Genomic DNA, 17,215 nt, shown 5'->3' with positions numbered 1-17,215 from the left:
GAAGTTTCTTTATATTATTTTATCTAGCACAACAGGTTAAAGTAAAAAAATACTTTGAAGACTATAATAAAATGCAAAAGAAAATACCTTTTGAATGGGTAAAAACTATAAAAAAGCATATGGATCGCTTAAAAGCAGCAGAGTGTTTTGGAGATTTTTTAGCATTAGGATTAGGAAAACCGGAACCACTTGAAGGGTATCAGCAAATTCGGTATTCGTTACATGTGGCACCAAATGCCAGATTGATTATTGAACCAAATGCAACGCAAGATACTATTATGATTTGTACCGAAATTGAAGTGGAAGGAGTGAGTGATTACCATGGCAGCAAAGAAAATTGGTATATCTCGTGATCTAATAATTCACCCGGGAGAAACTATTGCCGATGTGTTAGAAGACCGTGGAATTACGCAGGCTGAGTTGGCATCAAGAGCCGGGGTTTCTCCGGCTTACGTAAGTAATGTAATTGCGGGGAAAAAGGGCATATCTGCGAACTTTGCGATGGGATTAGAATATGCTTTAGGAGTACCAAAGTCTTTTTGGTTGAACCTTCAGGCAAATTATGAGGCGGAACTTTTAGAAATAAACGAAGAGCAAACAATTACTGATAAAGAACGCAGTGTACGAGAAGATTTAAAGGATATTGTAAAATATTTGAGGCAAAGAGGAATGATGCCTACAGGAGAAAATAAAGATGATTCCATTCTTTCTTTGCGAAAGGTTTTACAAATTAGTGATATAGCAAATTTGAAAGAAATGATTCCAGTTGGCGCTTTTCGTATGGCTGGTTATGCCACGGTAAATCCAAATGTGCTTGGCGCATGGATTCGTCTGTGTCAGCTTGCTGGAAACGATAAAATCATGTCAGCTAAATTCGAGAAAAAATATACTACTGATTTAATTCATGAAATAAAAAGTGTTATGTGCTGTAAAAACGCAGTGATACAAAGAGATTTAAAGAATGTAATGGAGAAATATGGAATAGATTTTTCAGTTGCAAGAAATTTCAGAGGTGCTCCTGTGCAAGGATATATTTCTCAAAAAAGTGATGGCATATATCAAATGGTTTTGACTATAAGGGGGGCATTTGCCGATATTTTTTGGTTTTCCTTATTCCATGAAATCGGCCATATTGTTAATGGAGATATAGGGAAAAATCTGAAATTTTTAGACTATGGTAATGATCAAGACAAAGAATTAGCTGCTGACCTTTTTGCAAGTAATATGCTCTTGTCTCCTAAAAGCTATGAAATGTTTATTCAAAGAAAGGATTTTTCTATTGAAGCAATTTGCAGATATGCTGAATCCCAGAATGTAATGCCATATATCGTTATAGGGCGCCTGCAAAAAGAAAAATATTTAGATTATAAAATGTATAGCAAGTATAAATTGAGATATAAGTGGAGTGATTAGATGAAATACTTTTGTATAAAATAGTCAATCTGATTATTTAGAACTTAAAATTTTACAACGGAGGATTATTAATGAGCCAGAGAGTATATATTAGTGCAGATTATTCTGCAGATGATGGTGATCGCGATGTGATCAATGAACTTCATTCGTGGGGAAAAGATGCCAAACATAAAGTGGATTATGTTGATACTGCGCAAGTTGCATCAAGAAGCATATCAAACGATAAAGATTGTCGCCCGTGTGATTTAAAGAAGGAATTTAATGCGCAGATTTGTGCCTCTTCAGCAGTTATTTTCATTGTTGGTGATAAAACAGCTTCCCGCACAGCTGGCAGCTCATGTAAGAGAAATAGTGATGGCGAGGGATGTGATTGTACACCATATAAGCAAAATGCGAATGGATCAGATACCTGTAAAATATATGGAAAAACATCAACACCAGGTCCCAATGATGACGTAGGATACATCAATGCATTTTCTTACCTTAAGCATGAATTTATGCAGGCACAAAAGAAGAATAAGACAATTATTATAGTTTATAATTCGCTGAATAAACAGTCAAAGTGGCTTCCTGCATACATGAATGCATATGAAGAAAATGCACATCCATTTTGGAAAAAGAATGCTCAGGGAGAAAAAGTTGGTGACTATCAATATATCAAAAAAGCACTTGGATATGAATAGAAAAATAGTTGTTTTTTATGACAAAATAAAAATATGGATTAAGTGTTTAATGGCTGAAAAAAATACCATCGCAGCAGTATTCAAATTAGGATATACGGCGATAGGTTATATTTCATCTGTTTTCGCTTTTTCAGTTCTTCTGAAAGATTTGATAGGATTTACTACAGCTGAAAATCTTTGTAAGAGATATTGGATGATTCTAATATTAATAGGCACCATCACATCTTTTGTTAAAAATCATGAACAGGTGTCTTACAAAAGTAAGGTAAAAGATGATGACCTTCAAGTTGAGGTTGAGGTAAATGATCTATTCTCCATAAAAGCGTCTAGTTATGTGATACCCACAAATACATATTTTCGCACAATTATGGAGGCTGAATATGTTAGCCCAAATAGTGTGCAAGGAGCTTTTCAACTCAAATATTTTGCAAAAAATATGAATGAATTGGATAAATTAATTGCAACTAGTCTCGAACAGCAGGGAGTTATTGGCAAAGCTAGTTCAGATATACATGGTCCAGTAAAGCAATATCCGGTAGGAACAGTGGCAAAAGTTGATGTAAGGGGAAAACATTTTTATTTTGTCGCTATAAATGATGTAAACAAATATGGAAAACCAATAAATCAAACATATCACAATGTCGATATTGCTCTGAAAGGATTATTAAACGCTATACTTTTGTTTGGCCACTGTGATGATATTGCTACACCTTTAATGGGAACGGGAAAAGCTGCGATTCGAGAAGCAACATTAGAAAATGTTGTAAAAGAGACTGTTAATATTTTTGTTGATTCTAAAGACAAGATTGCTCGGAAGTTAACTATTTGTATTAGTCCCAAAGATTACCTTGAAGATAAGATGGATTTAAAAAGGATTGGGAAATATATTGATTATAAGTGTGAATTTAAATAGGTATACTTCCCTGAGGGTATTAGCATGAATTGGAAGGGGTAATGGCTTAATGGTTACATATCAATCTTGAATTCTAACTATAGAAAGAAACATTATACCGTTTATATGGAGAGGATTGTTAGAAGGCCATAAAGGAGATCCATAACTGGGAATGTAAGGGTTTTGGCGAAGTAACTGTTGTTGTTCCTCTGTGAATGAAAAGTCTAATTCCCCAGCTATGCTGAGGAGAATGGAATAAGTAGAGACGGTGAGGATAACAAAATAAAGCCTCCTGTGATATGACGAGAATGGTGTCGCAAGCCAAACTCAAAATCAAAGGAGGCGGTCCAAATGGACAATAGAAGTTTATCACATACCCGATGGAAATGCCAGTATCACATAGTATTTATACCGAAATACAGAAAAAGAATTTTGTATGGAAGATTAAGAGAAGACATTAAGGAAATCATAAGTACATTATGCAAGTACCGAAAAGTGGAGATCATAGCAGGTGCAGTATGTAAGGATCATGTCCATTTAAGCGTAGCAATTCCGCCGAAAGAAAGTATCTCAGATTTTATGGGATATTTAAAAGGAAAAGTACGCTAATGATTTACGATAGACATCCAGAGTTGCAAAGCAAATGGGACAAAGCTTTTTGGGCGCGAGGATACTATGTAGAGACAATCGGCACTATAACAGAAGAAGCTGTACAGTAATATATAAGAGAGTAAGCAGAAGACTCAAGAAGAGAGGATTCCAGTAGTACCGCTTTATAGCGGAGCCAGCAACAGTGCTTGCGATACCGCCCTTCGGGGCAAGCAGTAGTAATAGTCCTTTGGAGGGCTAAAATTAAACCACCACTTGAAGTGGTGGTTGATAACTTGAAAGGAAGATACATCAATGCGCTTTTGTGACTTTTTTATTTCATACAAAATCGGTCTTAAAGGAATAAAAAATAGTATTCCTTTTACTCAATTACCATTATATCGGAAAATCGCTATCATTCTTATTTTTGTGGTGGCATTATCCGAAATGTTATTGCTGTTTTTTAATCAATCTACTCTATCTATAATTTTACTAATATTAGCGCTACTATTTCTAAGTATTTTTATATTTATTGACTCAAAAAAAGGGAATCTGGAGCATATGCTTCAAAAACACTATGTTCCTTATTCTGTGGAAAGAATCAATATAACTCTTGAAAATTTGCAGAAATATGGTATCGACTATTTCGATGTAGACACCATTGATCTACTAATTGCAGAAGCACAGATAGCTCAATTACACTGTGATTTTTTTCTACAATTAAAAAAGCCTCTTCAAATACTAGGTGCACTAATTGTCCCCGTTGTTGCTTACGTGGCACAAAAAATTGGTGATGCAGCTACACAAAATACAATGATTATGATGGCTATAAATGTAATTATCATTTCGATAATAATTTTTTCTTTACTTTACGCAATTATTCCTATTATAAAAAATTTATTCTATCGCGATTATAATAAATATAATGATTTAATTTATGATTTACGGCAAATCAAAATTTTCTATGCACATAAAAGGACCTGTTTTCAATGCTCTTCCACAAGTCTTTGAGTAGATAATATGGACTTTACTCCTAATAAAAATCAACTGATTGACTTGATTTGCAATACAACTTTAGAAACAATGGGAACACGATTTTTTGATACCGTGAATTGGGAGAAATCAAGAAGTTTAATAAGTTTCTAAAATAAAGATTGGAGATTTTATTGAAGTGGAGGATAAATTGCAAGATCCCTACTACTTAATCATATGAATATGCTTGTGGCTGTTTTCCGGCTGGATATTATTTTTGCAGGCTCCACTAATAATACTCATAAGAAAACGTCAGCGAATTTTACTGCCAAATATGCTCTATACAAATACCTATATCTTATTAGAGATAAGTTACTGAAATACCTCGAAAACAAATAGATTCTTAATAAAAGGAGCATCATAATGAGAGTATACTTAGATTATCAAATATGGGATTACATTGATAAAAATGACTGCATAAGGTCATATTTCCAGTTAAAAAAAGAAGAAGGATGGGAATATTTTATTAGTGTTGCTCATTTGGAAGAAATTTACAGGGCTCGAAAAAATGAAACAATTGAGAAAAAGGGACTTACGGATTCTCTCGAAATGACGCTTCGAAGCATGTCCGCAAATGGGGTTATTAAACCAACAATAAATGGAATCAAGTACGTGCCTAAAAGTTATGATCAGACATATCAGGATATTGAACGCTATGATACGACAAATATTATTCTGAAGCGTTCTTTAAATCGAAAACAAATGGATAAAAATGCTTATAATCCTAAAGACTTGTTTAAAGGAGTAATTCATAAAAAAGAAGAAGAATATAAAATAGTATGGGATACGGCGAGAGTAAAGAATGAAGTAAATCTATTATCCACTATTTCAAACCAACTTAAAATGGAGGTATCTCAACCTCACAATTCTTTGATAGAAACCGTTAATAATTTGTATGGGGAACGTGCAGCAAAAGAACAAATAAAACGGCTGATAATTAGTTCGGATGTTGAAATAAAACCTGCGATTTATCATAGTATTCAAGATAATTACGGAAAGCTTGAATTTGTTATGGAACAGCTATACTTCGTATTAACAAAATGTGGTTTCAGGAGAGATGGTTCGGATAAGCATTCAAATTCTGGAACCTATGATATACAGCATTCAATAAATGCAACCATGTGCGATATATTTATAACGAATGACAACAAGTTCGCCGATAAATTTATGGCAGTGGCTTATTTCCTTGGAATTCCAATTAAAATTATTAAATGGAAAGATATGGAACCTGAAGTATATAAGTGAAAAATCTAATCGCCCAGCTATGCTAGGTGTTACGTAACCGCCTCAAAGTGAGTACCTGTATTTCTGCCCTATTTTCTGCAATAATAGTCTTACCTTAACAAGCCTGGTGGCGGAACAGGTTCGGCTGCGTCAGTGGGCTGCACAGATACAGGTGCATATAGCCAAGTTTAGCGACCAGCAGGGCCGCATTCCCCGGACAAGCAGGGCCATATTAAACGGACAGTCTGTTAATGACTGACGAAGTAGAGGAAACCTGTTCCGCCAGTCAATTTTGAGATAACTATGAAGTTATGCTCTCTCGATCAAAACCGTAAAGCCTAGACGAGAAAGTATTTATATCCAGACAGAAATGGGGGAATAGATATGTTATTTAGGTACAATATAGAACTACACCTAACCTACAACCGCATGGCTCTATACGACCGGACTCCAGATTCGGAATTCAGAGTAGAACTCGAAAAGCCATTTGTATGGGAACTCAATCAGACAGTTCAGATAAAGGAAGAAAACGGTGAGCCAAAGACTTTTTCTGACACCTACAAGATCGAACTCAGTAGCGTCCGGAAGGAAAACATCGAAAAGGACCACATGCCGGAACCATATTTTAGTATGACGATCGAAAATATCCTCGGAGAGACAAAAGATGCAGCCTGCGAATATCTGTCGGGGACGATTGAGCGGATCTGTAAGAATCTTACCTTGGAGATCAACCATCACAACTGCAACCGCCATCACTACCAGCCCCGCGTGGAGGCGGACTGGAGTCATGCGGTGTGGAAAAAGCAGGAGTATGAGCCGTATCTGGAATATCTGGAGAATCAGGGGAATGGTCGGGAGTTCCATGTGTGGAATCATATGACGGAAGGCTTTTACATGACGAGCTGCCTGAAATTCCGGGAAGGAAAAATCGACTATAAGAACTGGACCATGCCGGAGAATGAGGCGTACGAGTTTCTGATGAATGAGTATTATATCGCTCTCGGGCAGGAAGATGCGAAAAGTAAGTTCTTTCATCTGTTCTCGATCATCGAATATATCGAACACCGTTATGAACAGTATAACGGGGCGATTCCGCTCTATCCGGAGGAAACGAGGAAGGAGATCGGGGATATGCTTCAGGAGCTCCTGGCGGAGCGGGATGATTTTAGTACGAAGGAGCGGAAACAGCTCTGCGGCCAGGTGTCAGGAGCGCTTGCCAGGGCAGCGAATATTGGACGGGCGGATAAGCTTAAGAATATCCTGCAGTACATGAAAATTGAGAAATTGAAGATCCATGACCATGAGATCGAGGTGGACCGGGCGTTTCTTCAGAAAATGATCGCTCTTCGAAATAAGACCTTCCACGGGGAAGGAAAGGACCTGCAGGAGTATATTCAGGCAGGTCCCAAGATGCTGTATCTGTGCGAGATGATTCTTGAAGCGGTGCGGAAAGGCATGTGACGGACGCGTATTACCAGTTTACGACCTAATCGATCACTTCCCGCTGTTCTCTACTGCTTCTCCTCAGATAGATCCTTGTGGTCTCGATATTTTCATGTCCAAGGAGATCGGCGAGGAGAGCAATATCGTTAAAGCGTTCCAGAAAGCTTTTCGCGAAGCGGTGGCGGAAGGAGTGGGGATAGACGACGTTGGGGTCGATCACGTAGAGGAGCGCGAATTTCTTAAGCTGGCTCGCGATGCCGCGGCAGGTGATCCGGTCGCCGTAGCGGTTTGTGAAGAGGAAGCCGCTGGTCCGCTGTTCAGTGTTGATCCAGTCCAGCGCTTCCTGCTGGAGAGGCTTTGGGATATAGATGCGGCGGAGCTTGCCGCCTTTCGAGTAGATATCGATGTAGCCGCATCGGACATGTTCAACTTTAAACTGGACGAATTCATGGATCCTGGCGCCGGTGGAGGCGAGAAAGTGGACGACGAAATACCAGTAGAGATAGCCGTCGCGTTTCAGGGAGTTTAAGAGGTAGAGGTAGTCGGCTTCGCTGATCACATTTTCGAGAAATGGTTTCTGCTGTTTCTTGATAAAAGGCAGCTTCCAGTGGCCTTTCCCACAGAATTCCAGGTAGCAGTTGATGCCCCGGATCCGCAGGTTGACGGTCTGGGGACGGTAGGTCTCCAGAAGATAGAGCTTATACTGTTCCAGATTCCTCTGAGTGAGCCGGGGATAGAGGGAGAAGAAGAGTTCGCGGCTGTAGTTGTAGGACTTGATGGTGTTCGGGGAGAGCTTTCGCTGGGTGAGATATGTTTCAAATAAATGTTCCATGGGACCTCCGTTCTACCGTACGATGCGGTATCATTTGTAATTGAAAAGTAACTGTAAAGATGCTGGACAGTGACGTTGGGATTACAAAAATTATAAGTAGGATCCAGAAAAATCACAATGGAGGCGGTGGCAGGAGAATTTGCGGCAATTCTATGGGAATTCTCCGGGAATTCTTCAGAAACAGCGGTATCAGTCAGGATCATACTTGTATGGCTTTCTTGATTGTGTTATAATCAAACCAACTGTCTTTTCGACAGGATATGAGATTTGAGAAAGATGAAGGAATTTACATATGTGTGGAATCGTTGGATTTACAGGACGTAGACAGGCAGCTCAGGTGTTGCTTGACGGACTTGCAAAACTGGAATACCGTGGATATGACTCGGCGGGAATCGCGGTCCGGGACGGAGAGAAGGATGTGGAGATCGTAAAGGCGAAAGGTCGCCTGCGCGTTCTTGCGGAAAAGACGAATGATGGAACCGCAATGCACGGAACATGCGGAATCGGGCATACCCGCTGGGCAACTCACGGGGAACCGAGTGAGCTGAACGCGCATCCGCACTGCAGCGATGACCGGAATGTGGTTGGTGTCCATAATGGAATTATCGAGAATTATCAGGAACTCCGGGAAAAGCTGCAGCACAAGGGATATAATTTCTATTCTGATACAGATACAGAGGTTGCGATCAAGCTGATCGATTATTACTATAAGAAGTATGAGCATACGCCGGTGGACGCGATCAACCATGCAATGGTGCGGATCCGCGGTTCTTACGCGCTGGCCATCATGTTCCGGGATTATCCGGAAGAGATCTATGCGGCGAGAAAGGACAGCCCGATGATCATCGGTGTTGCGGACGGCGAATCGTTTGTCGCATCGGACGTTCCGGCGATCTTAAAGTATACGAGAAATGTTTATTATATCGGAAATATGGAGATGTGCCGTCTGCAGAAAGGCAGTGTGACGTTCTACAATCTGGACGGCGATGAGATCGAGAAAGATCTGGTGGAGATCCAGTGGGATGCGGAAGCTGCGGAGAAAGCGGGCTTTGAGCATTTTATGATGAAGGAGATCCATGAGCAGCCGAAAGCGGTCCGTGATACAGTAAATTCGGTTGTCCGGGATGGTAAGATTGATCTTGGCGGAGTAGGAATCACGGAGGAAGAGATCCAGAAGCTGCAGCAGATCTATATTGTTGCCTGTGGTTCCGCGTACCATGTTGGTGTTGCTGCCCAGTATGTGATCGAGGAGCTGGCGCAGATCCCGGTTCGCGTGGAGCTTGCGTCGGAGTTCCGTTACCGGAGAATGCTGTTTGCGCCGAATTCTCTTGTGATCATCGTAAGCCAGTCCGGAGAGACGGCGGATAGTCTTGCGGCGCTCCGGGAGGCGAAGGCCCATGGGGTTAAGACGTTAGCAATCGTCAATGTAGTCGGATCCACGATCGCCCGGGAAGCGGACCATGTTTTCTACACGCTTGCAGGACCGGAGATCGCGGTCGCGACGACGAAGGCATACAGCACACAGCTGATCGCGTCCTATATTTTATCCATCGAATTTGCCCGCGTCCGTGGAAAGATTGATGAGGACAGGGCAGCGGAGCTGATCGCGGAGCTTCAGACGATCCCAGATAAGATCGAGAAGCTTCTCGAGGACAAGGAGCGGATCCAGTGGTTCGCGGCGAAGCAGATGAACGCACAGAATATGTTCTTTATCGGTCGCGGAATCGACTATGCGGTGAGTCTGGAAGGCAGTCTTAAGATGAAGGAGATCAGCTATATCCACTCTGAGGCCTATGCGGCCGGGGAGCTGAAGCATGGAACGATCAGCCTGATCGAGCCGGGAACTCTGGTGATCGGAGTGCTGACGCAGCAGGATCTCTATGAGAAGACTGTGAGCAACATGGTCGAATGCAAGAGCCGCGGGGCGTATCTGATGGCGCTCACGACGTATGGAAATTACAGCATCGAGGACTGTGCGGAGTTTGTGATCTATATCCCGAAGACGGATCCGCTGTTTGCGGCGAGTCTTGCGGTGATCCCGCTGCAGCTGCTGGGGTATTATGTATCTGTCGCGAAGGGACTTGATGTAGATAAGCCGAGAAATCTGGCGAAGAGTGTGACGGTGGAATAATTTTCGCGTGGAATTTTACACGTTGGGAAATAAAGATGAAGGAGAGTACCATGGAAAACAATTCAAATGAAGTTGTAGAGATCGACCTGAAGGACCTGATGTTTGCGGTTCTTCATAAATGGAGGCCGGTGCTTGCAGTCGCGGTTATTATGGCGGTTCTGCTTGGCGGTGCGAAGGGCGCGATGACTTACAGGAAGCAGAATGACCCGGAGACGGCGAAGGAAGCGAGAGTAACTTACCAGAATGATCTGGAGCTCTATGAGAAGAATAAGTCTACGTATGAGCGCGAGATGGAAAATCTCCGCACAGATATTGCGAACCAGCAGGAATATCTGGATCATTCGATCTGGATCAACATGAGCCCGTATGATGTGTGCGAGGCGAGGGCGGATCTGTTCGTTTCCACGGGATATCAGATCATGCCGGGTATGGAGTATCAGAATCGTGACAATACAGATACGATCCTTCAGGCATACCAGTCTCTTTTAACCAGCAGCGCAGTTCTTGAGGATGTTGCGAAACAGGTAAAGACGGAGCCGAGATATCTGGAGGAACTTGTAGAAGTGACCATCGGTGCGAATCGGGATGGCCAGTTAAACCGCATGCTCACGATCGATGTAAAGCACACGACAAAAGAAGATGCCAAGGAAGTTCTTGACGCATTTCTGGCACATGTAGACGATATGCATGACCGGATCGCCACAAGTATTGGGGAACATACTGTTTCTATCGTAAATGAGAGTGTCAGCGCGCTGGTGAACCTTAATCTTGCAGAACTTCAGCGCCAGCAGACCGAGAAGTTGACAACGCTGAATGACAGTTTACAGACAAAGCAGACTGCATATGATGAACTTGAGGAGCCGAAGGAAGTCGATTCTTCCAAGCGTGCGGCGTTAAAGAGCGCGATTAAATATGGAATTCTCGGTGGAATTCTTGGTGGATTCCTTATTGTGTTTGGAATCTGTGTTGCGTTTGTGATGAGTGATAAGCTGTATTCTGCGAAGGAACTCAGATCCCGCTATAAGGTAAAAGTTCTCGGAAGACTTTCCAAGGGCGGAAAGAAAGCTGGAGCGATCGACGCATGGCTGAATCGTCTTGAGGGACGCGCATGCAACGTGAACGCTGAGACGGAGTATGGGCTGATCGCGGCGAATATTAGGAACTATGCGGATGGAATGAAGACCATTCTTGTTACCGGAGATGTGGATTCTGAAATCCTTAGAGGGGCTGCGGAGGCACTTGAGAAAGAGCTTAGCGGAATTCGCGTGATCTCTGGAAACTGCATGCTGGAGGACGCTGAGACCGTTAAGAAGCTGCCGGAGTGCGATGGTGTCGTGTTTGTTGAGCAGTGCGGCATGTCTAAGTATAGTGCGCTGGAACTGGAGATTGAGAGAGTGAAGGATCTTGGGAAGAGTGTTGTGGGGTGTGTGGTGTTGGAGTAGAGAACACTAATGTCCGTACGGGAACACTGGAACCGAGAGGTTGATTGTAGGTTGTAGTAGTTTTAGTTTATAGGTGAATATTGAATGAGAGAAAAAGGGAGCGATCGCTTGGGATTTTCTATGGTTGGTGGAGAGTTCGGAGAGGTGGCTTCCTTTTTGTTATTTAAATTGTAAACGCTCCATAGCGTTTACGTAATGGAACGGGATTCTGACGAATTATAATGGTATAGTGGTTCAGCTTGACTACACAGCGATATTTACGTATGCTGAATGTGGAAGACAATACCATGGTTGATATCAAAGAGTGGAAACAATAAATGGAACCTATAAAATGGTTTCGGAACTTTTGAAGGAGGAATTGGCATGAGTGGCGTAGCAACTCTTAGCAATGAGAAAAACTATACCGTGTTCCAGTTCGGAAATCATGTGATCCGGTTCATTGCTCCGTATTCGTTGGAACGATATACAGCAGTGAAAGAGTGGGACAATGGATATCTTGTTGTTATGGCAAAGTATAAGCACAACGAGAAACCGGAAGAAGAATATATTGATTTAGTTCCGATTCTCCAGAATTTGTATTTCGATGTCGATAAGTTCTTAAATCCAATCAAAAGCGTGGAGGTGGCAAATGGTTGATGTGAAGCAGGTTGCAGATGCGGCAGATATGATTGTAAATGGTTATGCGTTTACCCGTTGCGCTGAGGGATTCCGTGTTTTGAATTTGAATCGTCCTGATCGGGCCGTAGTGTTTTCAAGTGATGGTAAGGTTTTGGAGACCAGCATGGATGATATTGAGGTTCGGATCGCGAGAGACTTTCCATTTTAAACCTGGAAAGTCTTAGTTTATATATGGAGAGGATAAAATATATAATAAGTGGAAAGGCGGACCAACATGCAGGAATACTCAAGAATTCTAATCGAAAGATATTGCATGGAACATAATTCAGCAAAAAGCCGCAGGCTGCAAAAGTTAGTTGAAATGACATATGATTTAAGTGCTGTGGGAACGGATTCAGATGCAATTTTTCTTGAAAAAGTAATAGAACAGGAAAAGGATTCAGAGCTAAAGGAAGCATTTGAAGATTTGGATGATTATTTGTTTAACTGGTAAAAAGCGTTAAAATCATAAGGGTGCATTCAAAAGAAAGTGTAGATAATTCTATGAGCAGCGGTATGGGCAATAAAACAAAAAAGTTAGGGACTGAGATTGATGTTCTTAAGAAACGAATTGAATACCTGGAGACGATTACACCAAAACACGCCAACTATTTCTATTCATTCTTCAAGGGCAGAACTGATGTCTATAGCAAGAGATCAGGAAAGCCGAATCCCAAAACCGGAAAGACAGGATATTACACACAATGTTGGAACTATTGGAAAAATGGTTTATGCCCAAAACGCGAGGGAAAGCAGATAAAATGTGGCAACTGTGAAAATCAGAAATATAAGAGTTTGACAGGAAATGACTTATTGATGCATTTACGTGGAGATAGGGAAGACTGCTCAGACATTTTTCCTGCTATCATTCGTCAGACCTTTGATGTCGCGATTTATGATATCTGCAGCAAGAAGAGAAGTAAAACGGAGCCAGTTTGTTTTTGCGGAATTAAGGAAACGGTAGAACGTGTTCTTGGAAAACGCTTCCTCAAAAGAGCCGGTCTGTTGCTGCATATACATACTTCTTCCGACAAAAATGTTACTGAGTTTGTAACGAAGCAGAGAAACCGGCGAAACACCTTTTTCTTTCATGCCATTACATCTGGCAAGAAGTTTACCGATATGGTGTTTAGAAAAAAATCTCTGAACGCAGTCAATTAGGGCTTTTTCATCAGAATGGTTTTGTGGTATACTGGACATGGCATAAATCTCCTTTGTAAAGATGGTTTCTAGTCAATTCCATTATACCAAACGGAACAGGTTTATGCCTTTTTTATTGGCTGAAATATTGAATTTTCAAGGTTCAACACACCATATCGGTGTGGGAAGTTTTAGTAATCAAATAAAGGAGTCCAACTCATGATCCTCATCTACGCCTACATAAACAAATTCAAAAACTACACCACCCAGAAAATCATCTTCGATCACCGCTGGCATGTCAATTTCTCAAACAACAAGCTGTCGATCCAATACCGTGGCCAGTCATCCGCTTCTGCGGTCATCCGTGGAGACAGGAAGCCGGACAACCTCCATATTCTTGTTGGAAAAACGGGGTCTGGAAAGACGAATCTGCTTCAGATGATCGGGGCGAAGCATGATGTGCGGTATCATAGGAAGTGGGAAGGAGAGGATGACTCGTATTTTCTGCTTTATAGTATCAGTGATACGGAATTTTTCCTTGAGATATGTGATATGGAGATCATGCAGTTTCCGAAGCCTGTGGAGAGGGATGATTCGACGATTCCGGAGCCGATCAGGGAGAATGCGAGGCGTGCGGGGACGCTGCGGACGGTGCGTTTTGCGCTGGAAAAAGCGTTGAAGCCGGGCGAGACGGCGGTCAGATTTTGCGCAGTAAAAGAGTATGGATACGAAAGAAATCTTTCTGAATTAAAGGTCCGTGACATGGCGATGATCATGAACTGTTATGATGCTCATGCGTTTATACGGCCGCCGTATCCGGATGATAAGGAGGATTTTACGGATTTCAGGAGTGACTGGATCGGCAGGGCAGCTTTTCCATACCAGAGGACATCGCTCTGGCAGATCTGCGGCTATATCCGGGAATATCTTACGAGCCTGGAACCGGGGAGCGGGAAACGTCAGGTTTCGTTTGTACTGTCGACGCATAATTTTGCGGATCAGTATCCGTTAAAGCTTTCCAGGGCCGTGGAGAAGGAATACTGGACGTTTTATGACAGACTGCAGGATGAGAGACGCGCAGTCTATGATCCAGAGGCCAGGGAACGTGTACGGAAGAGGAAAAAGAAGAAAACGCTGACGAACAAGCAGATGTTCATTCATGATCTGTGGACGGATTATGCGAAGTATCTGCGGAAATGGGTCGAGAAGATCCGGAACTTTAATGCGGAAGAGGAGCCGGCGGAGGACCTGGATGCTTACCAGGAGTTTATGGACTATTATATAGGGAAAACGCGCAGGGAGAGCATCGATCCGACTGTGCTGCCGGATGGAGAAAAAATGTCCATTGTCAGGAGATGTATCTGGCTGGCGGAGTATATAGACAGAGCCGGGGATGGGGATCCACATGGGCTGTTATGGCAGATCATGGGGGATATTAAGGACATTGCCGGTTTTCTCGAGAAGCTGGATGACCGGTATTTCACGGTGGACACATGTTCCATACCGGTGGTTGATATGGAGAGGCCGGAGTATCGGGAATTGTTTGATGACCTGTTTGAACGCATGGAGCAGTATCGTCCGGATGATGCGGGGATTTTTACGGAGTGTCTTCTTCCATACGAGTTTACGAGACTCAGCACAGGGGAGTATCAGTATGCCAAGGTCCTTGGCGGGATGGAGGACTATTTGAAGCTTTCGTCTTCCGGCAGGACCAACAGAGGACTGGACAAGATCATACTGATGGACGAGCCGGAGGCGTATATGCATCCAGAGCTGGCACGGCAGTTTATCGCCCGCATGCTGAAAATCGTTGAGAAATATCAGGGACCTTCTACGATCCAGATCATACTCAGCACGCATTCGCCATTTATGCTTTCTGATGTTCTTCCGGAGGAGATCACCAGGCTGACGATCGACCGTGAGACAGGAAATGCGTTGGTAAAGAACGGATCAGATAAGGAATATTTTGGTGCAAATATTCACACGATCCTGGCGGATGGATTTTTCCTTGATTACACCATCGGGGAGTATTCCAGAAGCTTTCTGCAGAATGCTTTTTCGCGGCTGGAGAGGTATGCGGATCATGGTGACGCTGATGAGTCGTTTTTGATGTCGATGGAACAGTTGATCCAGCACATCGGGGACCGGATGATCCGCAGGGCATTTGAACTTCAGATGGAGAAGGTGAGAAATCGTGATTAAAATACCCGAGAAAGAGGGGCGGCTTTCCGCAGCTAAGGCCGCTCATATTGAAGCGGTTATAGCATTTGTGAAAAGGAAGACGGAGGGATACAGGAGAGACCTGTTTGCAAATATCAGCCGTGTCATGCTTGTTTCTGGGACCTTTGAGGACATGAGTGCCAGGGATGACTGGAGCTGGCTTTCTGATTTTATCCTGGCAGATGTGAAGACTTTGAAGCAGATGATCGGCAGGCCGGAGCTGCTGCAGTTTGATGAGTTTAAGAGAATGTATTCCGATTATTTCAGTGCCGGAAGTGATAAATATGTGGATGCGTCAACGAAATATAATGCGTACATGTTTATTGAAAACCTTGGTGTCACGATCTGTCCCTACTGTGACGAGGAGTATCTGGATGTTGTTGAGAATGGAAATGGAGGAAAACTGAGGACACTGGAGATCGACCATTTCTTTCCGAAGGGAAAATATCCGGCGCTCGCAATGTGCTTCTATAATCTTGTTCCCAGCGGGCAGAACTGCAATGGAATGAAAAGGGAAGAGCTCCTGGGAATGAATCCCTATGAAGATGGAATCGAAGGCTGTACATGGCTTTACCCGGATCTGCCCGTGGGAGTCAACATGGAAAAGGTCCCGGTTGCTGACTGCACGATCCATTTTCATCCGAGGGCGGGAATGGAGAAGAATGTGAAGGCGCTTCATCTGGAAGAACGCTATGAGCGGCATAAAGCCACAGCGCATAAATATCTTCTTTTGCGGCAGCAGTATGACGATGCGAAAGTGGAAGAGATGGTAAAAATGGGAATGTTCCCGACAAAGGATTTCGCGTATAGGGTGCTGTATGGAGAGCCGTTGGATGAGGAGGCGGAAGAGGGGATTTTGAGGAAGTTGAGGAGGGATATTGCAGGTAGAGGGTGAGAAGAGGATGCCCGGCTGCGTGTTTGAGGGGTAAACTATAGTGGTTCAGTTGTCAAGACAAAAATTCAAGCATTTTATAATGAACCGATATCTGTAGCTGAATTAGGGAGGTGCCCCCGTTAAGCAGCATGATCAATCAGCAGTGCCGGATAATAATATGATGCGGGTGTCTGATCGTTGATCGCTGAATGACAGCGCTCAAAGTTGTAGGTATGTACATAGCTTTTGATATCCGCTCGCGCTTCCCGGATGTTGGCATACTGTGTAAGATAGGCTTCCTCATATTTGAAGCTACGAAACCAGCGTTCAATCATGATGTTGTCTGCCCAGCGGCTTTTTCCATCCATGCTCTGACGGATATGGTTTTCTTTGAGAAATGCTATGTACTCGGTGCTTGTAAACTGACATCCTTGATCAGAGTTCAGAATCAGGGGTTTTGCCACCTTGAAAGCTTTTTTCAGCGCGTTTATGACCATTCTGGTGTCCAAGGTATCATCTATCTCCCAGCCAACAATACAACGGCTATACCAGTCAATGATGGCTGTCAGATACAGGAAGCCGTGCTTGATGGGGATATAGGTGATGTCGATTGACCATGCCTGATTTGGACGGTCGATAACGGC

Annotated in this window: 18 protein-coding genes; 16 read left to right on the top strand and 2 right to left on the bottom strand. The window is 42.9% G+C overall.

The features are described 5' to 3' along the window. From DWY93_RS15495 to DWY93_RS15460, 8 genes are all read left to right on the top strand, one after another. A partial coding sequence (locus DWY93_RS15495; protein ID WP_347466417.1) for a hypothetical protein occupies positions 1–353 on the top strand: 353 nt, incomplete at its 5' end. Next, positions 322–1,413 carry a HigA family addiction module antitoxin gene (locus DWY93_RS15490; RefSeq protein WP_117471311.1) on the top strand — a complete coding sequence of 364 codons (1,092 nt, stop codon included), beginning with the start codon at positions 322–324 and terminating at the stop codon, positions 1,411–1,413. The genes DWY93_RS15495 and DWY93_RS15490, both read left to right, overlap by 32 nt. Before the next feature lie 71 nt (positions 1,414–1,484). Continuing rightward, positions 1,485–2,096, top strand: a complete 612-nt coding sequence (locus DWY93_RS15485; RefSeq protein WP_117471310.1) for a hypothetical protein — start codon at positions 1,485–1,487, stop codon at positions 2,094–2,096. After that, positions 2,056–3,009, top strand: a complete 954-nt coding sequence (locus DWY93_RS15480) for a macro domain-containing protein (RefSeq protein WP_117471309.1) — start codon at positions 2,056–2,058, stop codon at positions 3,007–3,009. Before DWY93_RS15485 ends, DWY93_RS15480 begins: the two co-directional genes overlap by 41 nt. Positions 3,010–3,339: 330 nt before the next feature. Continuing rightward, positions 3,340–3,597 (top strand): IS200/IS605 family transposase, encoded by a 258-nt coding sequence (gene tnpA, locus DWY93_RS15475; RefSeq protein WP_242990701.1) that lies wholly within the window; start codon positions 3,340–3,342, stop codon positions 3,595–3,597. Between the two features lie 294 nt (positions 3,598–3,891). Next, a complete protein-coding gene (locus tag DWY93_RS15470) occupies positions 3,892–4,587 on the top strand; it encodes a hypothetical protein (protein ID WP_117471308.1) in 696 nt (231 codons plus the stop codon). 384 nt (positions 4,588–4,971) lie between these two features. Further along, positions 4,972–5,853: a hypothetical protein gene (locus DWY93_RS15465; protein WP_117471307.1), complete on the top strand. Its 882-nt coding sequence runs from the start codon at positions 4,972–4,974 to the stop codon at positions 5,851–5,853. 363 nt (positions 5,854–6,216) lie between these two features. Further along, positions 6,217–7,293 (top strand): hypothetical protein, encoded by a 1,077-nt coding sequence (locus DWY93_RS15460; RefSeq protein ID WP_147324221.1) that lies wholly within the window; start codon positions 6,217–6,219, stop codon positions 7,291–7,293. A gap of 25 nt (positions 7,294–7,318) precedes the next feature. Here the strand turns inward: DWY93_RS15460 and DWY93_RS15455 are convergent, their stop codons facing one another. Next, positions 7,319–8,107: a tyrosine-type recombinase/integrase gene (locus DWY93_RS15455; RefSeq protein WP_117471305.1), complete on the bottom strand. Its 789-nt coding sequence runs from the start codon at positions 8,105–8,107 to the stop codon at positions 7,319–7,321. Positions 8,108–8,399: 292 nt separating this feature from the next. Between DWY93_RS15455 and glmS the strand changes: the two genes are divergently transcribed. The 8 genes from glmS (at position 8,400) to DWY93_RS15415 (ending at position 16,592) form a co-directional block, all read left to right on the top strand. Further along, complete coding sequence (gene glmS, locus DWY93_RS15450) at positions 8,400–10,238, top strand: glutamine--fructose-6-phosphate transaminase (isomerizing) (RefSeq protein ID WP_117471304.1); 1,839 nt, start codon at positions 8,400–8,402, stop codon at positions 10,236–10,238. A gap of 50 nt (positions 10,239–10,288) precedes the next feature. Further along, a complete protein-coding gene (locus DWY93_RS15445; protein ID WP_117471303.1) occupies positions 10,289–11,680 on the top strand; it encodes a hypothetical protein in 1,392 nt (463 codons plus the stop codon). Positions 11,681–12,043: 363 nt separating this feature from the next. After that, entirely contained in the window at positions 12,044–12,316 is a 273-nt protein-coding gene (locus DWY93_RS15440) for a hypothetical protein (protein ID WP_015552319.1), read from the top strand. Next, positions 12,309–12,506, top strand: a complete 198-nt coding sequence (locus DWY93_RS15435) for a hypothetical protein (RefSeq protein ID WP_117471302.1) — start codon at positions 12,309–12,311, stop codon at positions 12,504–12,506. The genes DWY93_RS15440 and DWY93_RS15435 overlap by 8 nt, the downstream gene beginning before the upstream one ends. A 66-nt stretch (positions 12,507–12,572) precedes the next feature. Beyond that, positions 12,573–12,791, top strand: a complete 219-nt coding sequence (locus DWY93_RS15430) for a hypothetical protein (protein ID WP_117471301.1) — start codon at positions 12,573–12,575, stop codon at positions 12,789–12,791. A gap of 62 nt (positions 12,792–12,853) precedes the next feature. Continuing rightward, positions 12,854–13,498: a hypothetical protein gene (locus tag DWY93_RS17250; protein WP_181968566.1), complete on the top strand. Its 645-nt coding sequence runs from the start codon at positions 12,854–12,856 to the stop codon at positions 13,496–13,498. A gap of 198 nt (positions 13,499–13,696) precedes the next feature. Then, entirely contained in the window at positions 13,697–15,679 is a 1,983-nt protein-coding gene (locus DWY93_RS15420) for an AAA family ATPase (protein WP_117471300.1), read from the top strand. Continuing rightward, positions 15,672–16,592, top strand: coding sequence for a hypothetical protein (locus DWY93_RS15415; protein WP_117471299.1), 921 nt, complete (start codon positions 15,672–15,674; stop codon positions 16,590–16,592). The genes DWY93_RS15420 and DWY93_RS15415 overlap by 8 nt, the downstream gene beginning before the upstream one ends. Positions 16,593–16,711: 119 nt before the next feature. On the opposite strand, the gene DWY93_RS17640 is transcribed toward DWY93_RS15415, so the two are convergent. Continuing rightward, positions 16,712–17,215, bottom strand: a 504-nt coding sequence (locus DWY93_RS17640; protein ID WP_242990697.1) for an IS3 family transposase, incomplete at its 5' end; no start/stop codon positions are given.

Source organism: Clostridium sp. AF28-12 (genome assembly GCF_003435225.1).
In the GTDB taxonomy this organism is placed as follows: Bacteria; Bacillota; Clostridia; order Lachnospirales; family Lachnospiraceae; genus Pilosibacter; species Pilosibacter fragilis.
The sequence above is the reverse complement of the archived record's forward strand: the minus strand, read 5'-3'. Positions and strand labels throughout refer to the sequence as shown.